Here is a 14,170-nt window from a genome sequence, read left to right as displayed (position 1 = left end):
TAGTTACAAATTGAAACAGCCGCAGTTACAAATCGCAATGAAAATTTACCGCAACCGCCAGCCACAAGCTCGTTTAGTCAGCCGCAAAGGACAATTCTCCTTAAATATTGTCAAGTTGGGAGTACCTCGCCTGCATTTTGCCGACCTCTACCACAGGCTGCTAATTCTTTCTTGGCCGCGATTTTTCATACTCATTTGTCTGTCGTATACAGTCACGAATTCTTTATTTGCCTTAGCTTACTTGGCGGGAGGAGATTGCATTGCTAACGCGCGACCGGGTTCTTTCAAAGATGCCTTTTATTTCAGCGTGCAAACAATGGCGACGATCGGCTACGGCGCCATGTATCCGCGCAATGATTACGCTAATACTATAGTTGCGATCCAAGCGCTTTTTGCTTTGTGGGGAGTGGCAATGGTGACGGGACTGGCTTTTGCTAGATTTTCTCGACCAACAGCTAGAGTTATCTTCAGCCGTGTAGCTGTAATCGCTCCTTTCAACGGCGTTCCGACTCTGATGTACCGCACGGCAAATCAGCGTTTCAACCAGATTTTAGAAGCGCAGCAGCGAGCTACTTTGATCCGCGACGAGGTAACATCGGAAGGAGAATTTATGCGGCGTTTTTACGATTTGCAATTGATGCGGAGTCACTCTCCGATTTTTGCATTAACTTGGACGGTTATGCACCCAATTGACGAGAGCAGTCCTTTGTACCAACTTACTGCCAAAGACTTGATGGAACAGCAAGCGGAAATTGTAATTACGTTAACAGGAATTGACGAAACTGTTTCGCAAACTATTCACGCGCGACATTCTTTTGTGGCGTCGGAAATTCTGTGGAATATGCGGTTTGTAGATATTATTTTGAAATCGGCGACGGGAGGCCGGGTGGTTGATTATACTCGGTTTCACGATGTGAAGCCTGTTTAATGAAAGTTTTGATTTAGCCACCAGTGCTAGAATACCTGTATGGCAAAAAAAAGTTAATATTTATGAACTCAATAACTGCAAATACGACACTGAAAGAATTGCAACCGCAACTCTTAGCTTTAACTCCCGAAGAGAAGGCTCAAGCTATAGAATTACTAGCCCAAAGTTTAAGAAAATTTTGGTCGGGAATTCAAAAGACTCCCGGCGTGTGCGGTGGCGATGCTTGCATCAGACAAACGCGAATTCCTGTTTGGGTGCTGGTGAATGCTCGCCGTTTAGGTATTTCTGAAGCTGAACTCCTAGAAGACTATCCGACTCTGCGTGCCGCTGATTTGGCGAATGCTTGGGCTTATGCTGAGGCATATTCTGATGAGATTGAAATAGCAATTAGAGAACAGGAAGAGGCATAAACAGTGGCAGATATTTATACCGCGATCGCACAAAGCATTAAAACTGAGATGTTTTACCATTTTAAATCAGGCTTTTATGAACGGGCAAGATGCCCGTTTTACAAAGAATAAACTTGTTGTGGAACGGGCATCTTGCCCGTTCTTGAAAATGATACAACATCTCAGTTAACATAAACAAAATACTCCTCGTACTATGCGAATAATTCATACTGCTGACTGGCATTTAGGGCGACGTTTTCGAGGGATCGATCGCACTTCCGAAATTGCGATCGCCCTCGAACAGATTTTGAAGCAAGCAAAAGCCTTGGATGTCGATGCTGTGCTCGTTGCGGGCGACATTTTCGACGTGCCCAACCCTCCCGCTTACGCCGAACGCATTGCTTATAACTTTTTCTGCGAACTCCAAGCAGCAGGAATTCCCGCAATTGCGATCGCCGGTAATCACGATTCGGCATCCCGCATCGACAGCATCGCGCAATTGCTTTCCCTAGCCGGTGTTCGCGCTTTAGGCAAACCCAGACGATCGGCAGACGGCGGCACGATTACTCTCAATACAAAAAGCGGTAAACTTTGTGTGGGAGCAATGCCTTTTGCTTCCGAACAAAGACTGTTAGATGCTAATTCTCTCTGGCAGTCTGGCGATGCCGATCGCCGCAAAGATTACCGCGAAATAGTAGCATATTTACTAGAAGATTTAACCAGGGATTTTAGAGACAATACTGTCAATATTCTGATGGGACACATGAGCATTGACGGCGCTCGATTGGCCAAATCCGAAGTCGCTTATTACACGCGAGAAAAATACCTGCTGTCATCGCAAACTCTGCCCCCAGAAGCTCAGTATGTTGCCCTCGGACACATCCACATTCACCAGCGGATTTCTGAAACTTCTCCAGCTTATTATTCGGGTTCTTTGATTCAGTTAGATTTTGGAGAAGCGGAACAGGAAAAAGGATTTTGCTTGATAGAAGTTGAACCTGGAAGTCAGGCCAAGGTGGAATTTAAGCCTGTGACTTGCCACAAGCCGTTAAAAGTGCTTAAATGTCATAACGACAATCTCGATGAAACTTTACAAGCTCATCAGTACCATCCGGGTTTCTTGAAAGTAATTGTCGAACTGGACAGTCCGCAAATCGGCCTTGCCGATCGAGTGCGCCAAATCTGTTCTCAAGCGCTGTTAATTGAACCGCGCTATCCAGATGCAGCGCTAGAAGCAACAGAAATAACTAATATCGATCCCAATAATTTCGATCCGGCAGCAGAGTTTTGCAACTATTATCAAAACCGATTGGGAACGACACCGAAACCGGAAGTATTGGAGGAATTTAAAAATTTGTACAAGAAATTTAAGGAAACAGTTAACAATTAAATACTCTTGTCTCCGCCTTATTTTAACAGGTTCCCAGGCTCGGTCTGGGAACCGATATCCAGAGGCTATGCCTCGCGCTTAAATAGGAAAATTGGAGGCAGAGCCTCCGAATCTGTGTTACCAGGCTCTGCCTGGTAACAAGTAATAGAAAGCCCAAATCCAAAATCTAAAATATAAAATTAATATGCGTCCACTCGAACTTATTCTCGAAGGATTTACCAGCTTCCGCCAGGAACAGCGTTTAGATTTTTCTCAACTCGATTTGTTTGCAATTACTGGTGCTACAGGTGCGGGCAAATCTTCACTGCTAGATGCCATGACTTACGCTCTTTTTGGCACCACAACTCGCAGCGGCAAACAAGTCAGTGATTTGGCGAGTCAAGGCAGCGAAAATTTAAAAGTGCAGTTGCGTTTTTCTGTGGGTTCGGCACAGTATCGGGTGACCAGAAGGTGGCGTTTCCGTCCGAAATCTCCCGAAAATAAGGTGATTTTGGACAACTGGCAAAATGGTCAATGGGAAACTTTGGGGACGAGTATCGTTGCCGTTCAAAATACGATAGAACAGATTTTAGGAATGGATTTTGATACTTTTACGCGAGCAATTGTTCTGCCTCAAGGCAAGTTTGATGAGTTTATTAAAGGGGATACTTCAAAACGCCGGGAAATTTTGCGGCAGCTAGCTGGATTTGAGATTTTTGAGCAGATGCGGAAGGAAACAAATGAACTCGCAAAGTTGCTGAAACAGGAACGGGAAATGGTGGAAAGGCAGTTAGCTGAGTTGAGTGCGCCGACGGCGGATGAGGTGGCTCAAAGACGATCGCAACTTTTGATTTTAGAGCAGCAGTTGCCTGAGTTCGATCGCGCCGTTATGAAAGCTCAGAAGGATCTAGATGAAGAGGAACAGCTATTTTCGCAAATTGCTCGCTGGCAAGAGCTGCAACAAGAACTGGCTAAATTAAATGCTAATTCTGCTGAAATGAAAATTTTAGCACAGCGTTTAGAAAGAGCGCAAGCTGCCAATCATTTACAAGGAGATTGGGCTTTAGTGCGATCGGCTCGCAGTCAGTATGAAACTGCCGAAAGTGCCTCGGTGGCAGCGCGAAAGCTGTTAATTAAAGCTCGTTCAGAGCTAGCAGCAGAGCAGCAGAAATTTGACGAGGCAAAAGCCAAAGAAAAGGCATTAGCGCCACAAATTAAGGCTCGCGAAGATGCTCTAGCTGCTGCGAAAGTATATGAAGAACAGCGCACTCAATTAGAAAAAGAAGTTGCGCTAGCCCAAAAAAATCAACAAGAAAAACTTCGCTTTTTTCAAGCAGCAGATAAAGAACTGCAAGCTGCTAACAATAAAATTCAAGGTGCGGGTTTTCGAGTGACTCAAACAGCCGCACAGCTCGAACAGTATTCGCTGGGAGGAAAGCGTTTAGAGCAATTGCAGCAAATTGCACCCTTATTAATGGAATTTCAGCTAGTTGCCAAGCAGGGAAAAGCTCAGGAGCAACAGTTGGATAAATCTATCGCAGAGAAGGAAAGGGCTCAACAAAATTATGTGGAGGTTGCCACTAATTTAGAAGCAGCCGAAATCAGGCTAAAAAAGTGCAGCCGCGAGTTAGAAGCGGCGGAGACCGCTAATGCGGAAGCGGCACGTTTAGAGAGTGTTGCTGCTGTCAGAATGTCGCTGAATTCTGGCGATACTTGCCCGGTGTGCGGGGGGGTGCATCCTGAGAGCGATCGCCTGCCTCCTTTGCCTAATTCTAATATTGTCGATCTCACTGGTTTGCGGCAGAAATTTGCGGCGGCAAATCAGGCTTTTCAAGCTGCTCAAAGGTTGGAGGCGGAGGGAAAAAGCGCAGTTTCAGCCTGCCGGCAAAAAGAGTCGGAAATTGCTCAAATGTTGGAATTAACCGCGAATAGAGTTGCCGAATTGCAGCAGCAAATCGCTGAAATTCTGGAAACTCCTCAGTGGGAAAGCTTGGGTTTGCAGCAGGAGTTGGCAATCCTTAAAGAGAGCGATCGCAAATACCGCGAAACCGAGCAGCAGTTCCAAATGGCATCATTGGAATATGATAATTGTCAGCAAAGATTTAATTTTGCTGTGGCGACTCAAGCAGCTAAACAACAAGAATATCAAGATGCGATCGCCGAATCAGACCGCAGACAGCAGCAGTTGCAAATATGTGTAAATGCGCTTTATCAAATTACCGAATATCAACCTTATCCTAATTTAGCAAAAGCCTTAGAAGAAGACAAGCAAGACTTGGCAAATCTGCTGAAAGTTGCCGAAAAATCCTATCAAACTGCTCAAAATACGGTTATTCAAGCAGCAGAGAGAGAGCAACAAGCTGGAGAGGTTTTTGGACAAGCCCAGGCCCATAAACAGCAACTAAACCTGGATTGGTCAGAAAAATTAACAGCGGCTGAGTTCACAGAAGAGACATTTTTAGCAGCGGTTGCGACTGTTCAGGAACAATCGCAATGGGAAAATGCTATTCGTTCTCACCGCGAATCAAAAATTCAGTTAGAGACGCGGGCGAAAGATTTGAGCGAGGCGATCGCAGGCCGAACTACCGATGAGAATAATTTAGCACAAGTGCGATCGGCAAAACATACCGCCCAAGAAAACCTCAAACAAGCCAACAACAACCGCGCCGAACTATTAGCTTGGATTCAGGTAGCAGCCCAAAATCTCGAACAAGCCGAAAGACTGTCACAGCAAATCACAAATTTCACAGAACAAGAGCAAACTTATCACACCTTAGCGCAGAATCTCAAATCCAATGAATTTCAATCCTACATTTTAGAACATTTAGAAGCAGAATTAGTCGGCAGCGCCACATTAATTTTGCAAGAATTAACCGAAAATCGCTATAAACTAAGAAACCAAGATGGCGAATACTGGGTAGCAGATAATTGGAACGGCGGCGAAGCTAGACGAGTACGCACTCTTTCCGGCGGTGAAACCTTTGCCACTTCCTTATCAATGGCTTTAGCTTTGTCAGAAAAACTGTCTCAAGGATCTCACTTGGGTAGCTTGTTTCTTGATGAAGGATTTGGCACTTTAGATACTGAAACTCTCGAAAGCGTTACTCAAATTTTAGAATCTTTGCGGCAGCGAGAAAGGCTCATTGGAGTGATTACCCACGTTCGAGAATTGGGGGAAAGATTGCCCGCACAAGTTAAAGTGTTTAAGTCACCACAAGGTTCTAAAATAGAATTACATAGATCCTGAAGAGGAGATGCGCGTGCGTGAAATAGTAAACTTGCTTAAGGACGTACATTATCACTAAACCAGCCCCTACAATTATTTATAATATATGATAAAAAATCACGCGACTCGAATGCAATCGGTACAGTCGCCCATAATTCCAGTAGTTGGCGAACTGATTCGCCAAAATCCGGGAACTATATCTTTAGGACAAGGCGTAGTTTACTACAATCCGCCACAAGAATCATTTGATAAAATTCCCGAATTTTTCGCCAATCCCGACAATCACAAATACAAAGCTGTCGAAGGACTTCCACAATTACAGGATGCTATCGCAGCCAAACTCAAAACAGATAACGACATAGAAATTAATAGCAAAAACTGCATTGTCGTTACCGCCGGCAGCAACATGGGATTTACCAACGCCCTTCTCGCTATTACCTCGGCTGGGGACGAAGTTATTATCCAATCACCTTATTACTTCAACCACGAAATGGCGGCAATTATGGCAAATTGCCGACCAGTGATAGTAGAAACCGACGCCAACTATCAACTTAATATCGATGGTATAAAAAAAGCAATTACCGACAAAACGCGAGCCATAGTTATCATTTCACCAAATAATCCCACTGGTGTTGTTTATTCAGCCGAAGCACTGCGAGAAATTAACGAAATTTGTCGCCAGCACAACATCTATCACATCAGCGATGAAGCCTACGAATATTTTACTTATAACGGCGTAAAACACTGTTCGCCCGCCGCTTTTCCCCACAGCAGCGAACATACAATTTCTCTATTTAGCCTATCCAAAGCCTACGGTTTTGCGAGTTGGCGGATCGGGTATATGGTAATACCAGAACACTTGCTGGTTTCAGTGAGAAAGATTCAAGATACAATCTTAATTTGTCCGCCGGTAATTTCTCAGTATGCAGCCCTGGGAGCCTTGCAAATTGGTAGAGGTTACTGCGATAATTATGTAAGGGCGATCGCCTCCGTGCGACAACTCGTATTAGACGAACTCAATACCATCCAAAACTTGTGTACAATTTCCCCAGCCTGCGGAGCATTCTACTTTTTCTTGAAAGTTGATACTGAACTCGATACAATGGAATTAGTGCAACAATTAATTCGCGAATATCACGTAGCAGTGCTTCCCGGTACAACCTTCGGCATGGATAGCGGCTGCTATTTGCGGGTTGCTTACGGTGCTTTGGAAAAAGCAACCGCCACCGCAGGTATTAGGAGATTAGTGAAAGGTTTGAAGACAATTTTAAATAAGTAAAATAGGAAAAATAAAAATGGTTGTTACTAACTTGAAAACAAATACAAATATTCAAGATGCCTCCGCTGCAAAACTGGCAGACTTGCGCGATTTGATGGCAGATTACGGCTTAGATTGCTATTTCATCCCAGCGGTGGACGAACATTTAAATTTATCAGTTCCAGCAGCCAAGCAGCGGCGAGCTTGGATTTGCGGTTTTACGGGTTCCGCCGGGGATTTGTTGGTTGGCAAAGATTCCGCTTGGTTGTTTGTGGATTCCCGCTATTACGAACAAGCCGAATTGCAAGTAGATCCGGGAATTATTCAAATATCGAAACTCGGGTTAGAAGGAAATTTAACCTTAATTGAAACTTTAGAAAAACTGGCTGTAGAGTCGGCACAAAAATTAACGAAGATTCGCCTGGGTTTTGACCCATTTACCGTAGCGACAGAGCAATATCAAAATTGGGTGAAAAAATTTGCAACTGCGGAGATTGAACTCATACCAATCCCGGAGAATTTGACAGACAAAGTGCGATCGCAAAATCCTTGGAAAACAGCAGAGACTTTACCCGCGATTGATGCAGAGCCCATATTTAGCTTACCTGTATCCCTGACAGGAGAAACCGCCGCCGAAAAATTAGCCAGAGTCAGGGAAGCGATGCAAAAAGCCAACATCGATGTGCTGCCGATTACCAACCTGAATCAAATAGCGTGGCTGTTCAATCTCCGAGGCTCGGATATTCCCCACATTCCCATTTTCATATCCTATGCCATTGTCACCACAGATTCAGCGTTTTTGTTTACAAATCCCGAACGAATTTCACCAGAAATCAAGCAAGAATTGCGGGCGGATGTAACTTTGCTTCCCTACGCAGACTATCCGCATACCTTAGAAAGTTGCGTAAATTTGCCAAATAAAATTCGGGTACTTTTAGATCCGAAACACAGCACAGCAGGCACTTATCAGTTAATCTTAAACCAGCAAGAAGCGCAGTTCTACAACATCGAAATAGTTTTTGAGAGTCATCCGGTGGAAGGGATGAAAGCTCGCAAAAATCCCGTAGAAATTGAGCAGATGAAATCAGCAAATTTCAAAGCAAGTCGAGCGAAAACTTTGACTTTAAAGTGGTTGACAGAACAGCTAGAAAATGGTAAGGTATTGACCGAGTTTGATGTCAAAGAAACCATCGAAAATTTTTACCAGCAAGAAACTGATTTTCAGACTTTAACTTTTAGAACGATCGCCGGTGCGGGAGCCAATAGCTCGATCGTACATTACGGAACCCCCAGCCCTGAAATAACCTTAAAACCGGGGGAACTGCTGTTATTGGACTCAGGCGCGCAATATTTAGCAGGCACAACCGACGATACGAGAACAGTAAGTATCGGAGAACCGACGGCGCTACAAATAGAACACTACACCACAGTCTTAATCGCGCACATCAACTGTGCAATACAGCAATTCCCCAAAGGAACAACGGGAGCGCAATTAGATGCGATCGCCCGTGCGGTATTGTGGCAAGAACAGCTAGACTACGGACATGGCACCGGGCACGGAGTCGGCGCGTTTTTAGCAGGTCACGAAGGGCCAAACGGCATCAGCAAATCTGTGCAGTATCCCCTGGAAGCCGGAATGGTAACGAGCATCGAACCGGGATATTACGAACCGGGATGGGGCGGAATTCGCATCGAAAATCTCTATGTTGTCAGGGAAATGCCATCCAAAAACGGTACGGTTTGGTACGGATTTGAATCGCTGACGTATATTCCGTTTGAGCGCAAATTAATAAATGTCGATCGGCTGTCAAAGACTCAACTAGCATGGTTGAATAATTATCACGCTTCGGTAGTTGAGAAACTGGAACCCGTACTTGATGCAGCAACAATTGAATGGTTGAAAAAAGCCTGCGCTGCGTTAGGGCGTGTCATCAAATAGAGTGGTTGACTTTTTGAGCATTGTGTGAAGATAGTACGGAACTACAATCATTTACTTTCATAAGGAGCTTTTTGATGAGCCGACGCTATGCTTTGCGCGACGACCAATGGGAACGGATTAAAGAGTTATTACCAGGACGAGAAGGTATGGTCGGAGTAATCGCCAAAGATAACCGTTTGTTTGTCGAAGCGGTTCTCTACCGCTACCGCACAGGCATTCCTTGGCGAGATTTACCAGAGCGCTTTGGCGACTTTCGAGTGGTTCATACTCGCTTGAGCCGTTGGTCTCAAACAGGCGTGTGGCAACAAGTGTTTGAGGCACTGGCAGCGGATGCCGATAACGAATATGCCCTGATTGATGCCACGATTGTTCGGGCTCACCAGCATAGTGCTGGAGCCGAGCACAGTACACCCGAACAAGAAGCGATTGGTCGCTCTAAAGGGGGTTTGAGCACTAAAATTCACGCCGTCACCGATGCCTTGGGCAATCCCACTCATTTTTTTTAACTCTCTTGTCAAGCCTCCGACCTGGAAGGAGCCGATCAGCTATTGCCTCAAGTTCAAGCAGAGGCGGTTCTTGCCGACAAAGCGTATGATGCTGATGAACGGGTAGTAATTCCTTTGCAACAACGAGGAATCGAGGTAGTCATTCCACCGAAGAAAAACCGCAAAGACCCCCGTGATTATGATGCTGTGTTGTACCAAGCGCGTCATCTGATAGAGAATTTCTTTGCCAAACTAAAGCAATTTCGAGCCATTGCTACTCGCTACGACAAGCGTGGGCTGAACTTTTTGGGAGGGATTTATCTAGCTGCCTCAAGTATCTTGTTGGCTTAGGCTGTTAGCCGAATCTTGCTCCACACCTTGTTCATTTTGTCAACCTTGCTAATTGATGACACGCCCTAGGTTAAGCCTTGTAATTTGTCGCACATTTAACTTGTGCACCTATTTTTATGGAAACTCTTGTGGGGTGGGCACGCGAACCCGCTCCAAAGTTACAAAATAGCATATATCAGATAGGGACACGGCAGTGCCGTGTCCCTACTGTATTTAATCCGAGTGAAAACTGCTATAAAGCTGGTGACAAGACTCGAACTTGCGACAGGCTGATTACAAATCAGCTACTCTACCAACTGAGTTACACCAGCAGTGAAACTTAGTATAGCAAACTTATAGTCATCTGCGCAACCCCCCCAGCCAATTTTTTTTCAAATTCGCTCAAAACCCCTACCCGCAAAGTCTGACACGGCAATGCCGTTTCCCTACCCCAAAATAATATTGTAGGGAAACGGCACTGCCGTGTCCTGATTTCTTAATCGCACCGCCAAATCTTAATCGTCTGATCCGCACTGCCGCTGGCGAGCAAATTGCCCGAAGGTGCGATCGCCACCGAGTACACCGTACCCGAATGTCCCTTAAGAGCGCTCAACAGCTCCCCGGTCTGCAAATTCCAAATATTAATCGTATTATCATCGCACCCGCTAGCTAAAGTCAAACCGTCCCGACTGATAGCAACCGAATCGCCCCGACTCACATAATTCTGCAAAATATGCAGCGCCTCATTCATTCCTAAATTCGTTACACCCTTCCCCCTCCCTGAATTAGTATTTAGAATCCGCAACAAACTGCCCGTCTGCAAATTCCGCAGCTTAATCGTATAATCATTGCTGACGCTAGCAAGAATCTGACCGTCCGGGGCGATCGCCACAGAATTCACCCCCACATTCAACCCCGAAAGAGTCCGCAGCAACTTACCGCTTTCCACATCCCAAACTTTGCTTGTCGCATCCGAACTGCCACTGGCCAATATTTTACCGTCCGGGCTAAAAACCACCGCATTCACATTGTCAGAATGACCCCTCAAAGTCCGCAGCAACTCACCAGTCCGCAAATTCCACAGCTTAATTGTATTATCAGCCCCGCCGCAGCTAGCAATTACCTGGCGCTTCGGGTTGATCGCCACCGAATTCACCTCCATAGAATGTCCTGGAAAAGTACACAGCAAATCACCGCTATGCAAATTCCAAAACTTAATGGTTTCGTCCGAACTGCCGCTGACCAACATTTTTCCGTCATAGCTAATAGCAACCGAATTTACGCGATCGGAATGTCCCGTCAGAGTGCCAATTAATTCCGCTGTTTCTAAACTCCAAATCTTAATAGTTTTATCCCAACTGCCGCTAGCCAGAATTTTGCCGTCAGGACTAATCGCCAGAGAATTCACAAACGATGAATGTCCAGGCAGCGTGTATACGCACCGCCATTTCAGATTTGTTAATTTGTGAGCTAATTCCTTCGCCCGCTTAGATGCCTCCTCAACTGCCTGTCTGCGTTTGAGTTCAGCCTCCTCCAAACGCTGGCGTTCCGCCCTAGCTTTCGCCTCTCTAAGCGTCAGCCGCCGCATCTCTCCCTTATAAACTATTCGCTGCTGCTCCTGAATTTCTTTAAGAGTTTCTATATACGGTAGGGCCCAATCTTTAGAAAACCATTCGTGAGCAAATTCCGCCTCTAATTTAAATAGCTGAGGCTCGTGAGTAAAATCGATATTTAAATAATACAAATCAGCTAAAAAACCCGCCAATAACTTGTGGATTGTCACAATTATTTGCCGAATAATCCGCAGGCTCACCTTTCTATCTTTGCCCTCGGCCTCCAACTGGTGATAAACCTCTTCCCAATTCCAAGGCTGCATCGCCACTAGCGAAACGCTCTGATTTATGATTCCCCAAAAACCGACATGAAAATTAACTTCATAATCGCTGATATCGCTGTACAGTATAGCTGTCGGTACGGGAGACAAAACACTCTGCAACCGCTCCACATCAATATCAGAGATCGGCTTTTTGAAATAGTCTCCGTAAAACTGAACCGGAGACAAATCTCCGTGCTGGGGGTAGTGCTGGTTTAAAAAAGCTCTCAACTTAGCCGGCAGCTCGATATTCAGATTGTGGCGAAACGAATCCGGGCAATCTTGGCTAATTTTTGCCGGAGCAACTAACAGCAGCAATCGGTGCTGCTGCTGCTGCAAAATCTGTTCGGTTTCCTGCCTGCTCAAATTAGAAAACCAGTTGTCTCTGTCCCAAATAGTTTGAATTTCGCTCAGCTTAACTCGAATTGCTTCTGATTGAAACTCCCGCATTAAGTCACGGCAAAGCCGACTAATTGCCCGCTTATCTCTCAATTCTTGTGCCTTAATCCGATTAGCGCGTTCTTCCTTTACCCATTCTTCTGCGTTGGCGAGCGCGATTAATTCTTGTTCTCTGGCCTGCTGCCGCTGCAAATATCTGACTTGTGCTTTAATCCAGCGGGGGTCTTTTTTGATTTGCTGGTTCAAAGCTGAAGAACCAGACGGCTCAATTTCTGCATAGCGTTCGTTGACAGCGCTTGCTCCCAATCTTTCTCCCAATTCAGATGCTACAGGCTTCAACAGTTCAATTAGGGTGTCTGAGACGGGGCGGGGTAAGGACATACCAGTTAAAACTTTTTTTTATTAAGGGCGATCGCGCGAGTCAGGCATCTCCCCCTGAGGCGGGGACTCTTGGCAGGGCTATTACATTTGGGCGATCGGCCGATGGTATCCGTAAGGCGTATCGTGCAGGCTTATCCAGCAGGCGTATCGTGCAGGCTTATCTTGCAGCCGCACAATTTTAGCACTTTAACTAAATAATAGTATCTATCTATATAGTGTACATTTTCCCCCGAATCTGAATTGAAAGCACCGACGGAAAAGACTTCAGGATATTCGATCGACCCTGAGTTCACCCAATTTGTTTTTTTTGTTGCCATTTGACTCGCTCTTGTCTATAATCATACTTCACAACCATAATTACGGTATTCCTACCTAATAACCGTACTTTCACTAGAGGAATAAATATAATGAGTCCGTGGCAACACCTAACTCAACACCTTCACTGGCCGCAACAGCCATCAGTCAGCACAAATCAATCATTAACTGGACTGAAAAGATTTGTGTCGCTATTTTTAGTGGGAATAACCTTAAGTCTGGCCGTTGCATCCTGCGGCCAGGGAGCCACCAACAACCCCGCAGCCACTCCAGGCGGTGCTAGCCCAGCAGCCAACAAAGGCAACGTAGAATTAACCCTAGTATCATTCGCCGTCACTAAAGCCGCCCACGAAGCGATAATTCCCAAATTTGTGGAACAGTGGCAAAAAGAAAAAGGCCAAACGGTCACCTTCAACCAAAGCTACGGCGGTTCCGGTTCCCAAACTCGGGCAGTAATTGACGGTTTAGAAGCAGACATCGTACACTTAGCCCTCGCCCTCGACACCGCAAAAATCGAAAAAGCCGGACTCATTGAGCCCGGGTGGGAAAAAGAAGCCCCCAACGATGGCATAGTCAGCAAATCCGTAGCAGCAATAGTCACCCGCGAAGGCAATCCCAAAGGCATCAAAAACTGGGAAGATTTAAGCAAAGACGGAGTAAAAGTGATTACTGCCGATCCCAAAACATCAGGCGTTGCACGCTGGAATTTCCTCGCACTTTGGGGATCGGTTGTGAAAACCGGAGGAGACGAAGCCAAAGCATTAGACTTTACTAGCAAAGTCTACAAAAACGTCCCTATCCTGACTAAAGACGCCCGCGAAGCTACTGACGTATTTTTCAAACAAGGCCAAGGCGACGCCTTAATTAACTACGAAAACGAGATTCTTCTGGCTGGTCAGCAAGGTGAAAAACCGACTTATAGTATTCCCGAAGTCAATGTTTCGATCGACAATCCCATTGCCATTGTAGATAAAAACGTTGATAAACACGGTACTCGCGAAGTCGCCGAAGCATTTGTCAAGTTTCTGTATACCCCAGAAGCTCAGCGAGAATTTGCCAAAGCAGGCTTCCGCCCAGTAGATGCAACAGTAGTGGCGGAACCAGAATTTGTCAAAAAATATGCCCCCATCACAACCCTATTTACAGCTCAAGACTTAGGAGGTTGGGGAGATATTCAGAAGAAATTCTTCGATGACGGAGCTGTTTTTGACAAAATCCAAGGTTCAATTAAACAGTAAAAAAACAGAATACCCAGAGCCCCGACTTCCCCAAAGTTGT

General features: G+C 45.5%; 9 protein-coding genes, 1 tRNA gene and 1 pseudogene. 8 read left to right on the top strand and 3 right to left on the bottom strand.

Annotation, left to right across the window (positions count from 1 at the left end):
• Positions 1–37: 37 nt before the first annotated feature.
• The 7 genes and pseudogenes from QUA13_RS06520 (at position 38) to QUA13_RS06490 (ending at position 9,945) form a co-directional block, all read left to right on the top strand.
• On the top strand, positions 38–928 hold the full coding sequence (locus QUA13_RS06520) for an ion channel (protein ID WP_172184328.1): 891 nt from the start codon (positions 38–40) through the stop codon (positions 926–928).
• 62 nt (positions 929–990) lie between these two features.
• Positions 991–1,338: a DUF433 domain-containing protein gene (locus tag QUA13_RS06515; RefSeq protein WP_333197522.1), complete on the top strand. Its 348-nt coding sequence runs from the start codon at positions 991–993 to the stop codon at positions 1,336–1,338.
• A 193-nt stretch (positions 1,339–1,531) separates the two neighbouring features.
• On the top strand, positions 1,532–2,707 hold the full coding sequence (locus QUA13_RS06510) for an exonuclease SbcCD subunit D (RefSeq protein WP_333197520.1): 1,176 nt from the start codon (positions 1,532–1,534) through the stop codon (positions 2,705–2,707).
• A gap of 184 nt (positions 2,708–2,891) precedes the next feature.
• The gene (locus QUA13_RS06505) at positions 2,892–5,933 is read left to right on the top strand and encodes an SMC family ATPase (protein WP_333197518.1); all 3,042 of its coding nucleotides are present in this window, start codon (positions 2,892–2,894) and stop codon (positions 5,931–5,933) included.
• Between the two features lie 85 nt (positions 5,934–6,018).
• Entirely contained in the window at positions 6,019–7,191 is a 1,173-nt protein-coding gene (locus QUA13_RS06500) for a pyridoxal phosphate-dependent aminotransferase (RefSeq protein WP_333197516.1), read from the top strand.
• 16 nt (positions 7,192–7,207) lie between these two features.
• Positions 7,208–9,109 (top strand): aminopeptidase P family protein, encoded by a 1,902-nt coding sequence (locus QUA13_RS06495; RefSeq protein ID WP_333197513.1) that lies wholly within the window; start codon positions 7,208–7,210, stop codon positions 9,107–9,109.
• Between the two features lie 74 nt (positions 9,110–9,183).
• Positions 9,184–9,945 (top strand): annotated as a pseudogene (locus QUA13_RS06490) (IS5 family transposase).
• 238 nt (positions 9,946–10,183) lie between these two features.
• On the opposite strand, the gene QUA13_RS06485 reads toward QUA13_RS06490, so the two are convergent.
• The 3 genes from QUA13_RS06485 to QUA13_RS06475 all read right to left on the bottom strand — a co-directional run bounded on the left by QUA13_RS06485 (position 10,184) and on the right by QUA13_RS06475 (position 12,894).
• Positions 10,184–10,256 (bottom strand) — tRNA-Thr (locus QUA13_RS06485).
• A gap of 164 nt (positions 10,257–10,420) precedes the next feature.
• Complete coding sequence (locus QUA13_RS06480) at positions 10,421–12,577, bottom strand: WD40 domain-containing protein (protein WP_333192651.1); 2,157 nt, start codon at positions 12,575–12,577, stop codon at positions 10,421–10,423.
• 131 nt (positions 12,578–12,708) lie between these two features.
• A complete protein-coding gene (locus QUA13_RS06475) occupies positions 12,709–12,894 on the bottom strand; it encodes a hypothetical protein (RefSeq protein WP_333192649.1) in 186 nt (61 codons plus the stop codon).
• Between the two features lie 90 nt (positions 12,895–12,984).
• Here QUA13_RS06475 and QUA13_RS06470 point away from each other — a divergent pair, with 90 nt between their 5' ends.
• Complete coding sequence (locus QUA13_RS06470; RefSeq protein WP_333197510.1) at positions 12,985–14,130, top strand: sulfate ABC transporter substrate-binding protein; 1,146 nt, start codon at positions 12,985–12,987, stop codon at positions 14,128–14,130.
• The last annotated feature ends 40 nt before the right edge of the window (positions 14,131–14,170 follow it).

The organism is Microcoleus sp. S28C3 (assembly GCF_036700785.1).
Taxonomy (GTDB): Bacteria; Cyanobacteriota; Cyanobacteriia; order Cyanobacteriales; family Microcoleaceae; genus Microcoleus; species Microcoleus asticus.
Note: the sequence above shows the minus strand (reverse complement) of the source record. Positions and strands in the feature narration are given on the sequence as shown.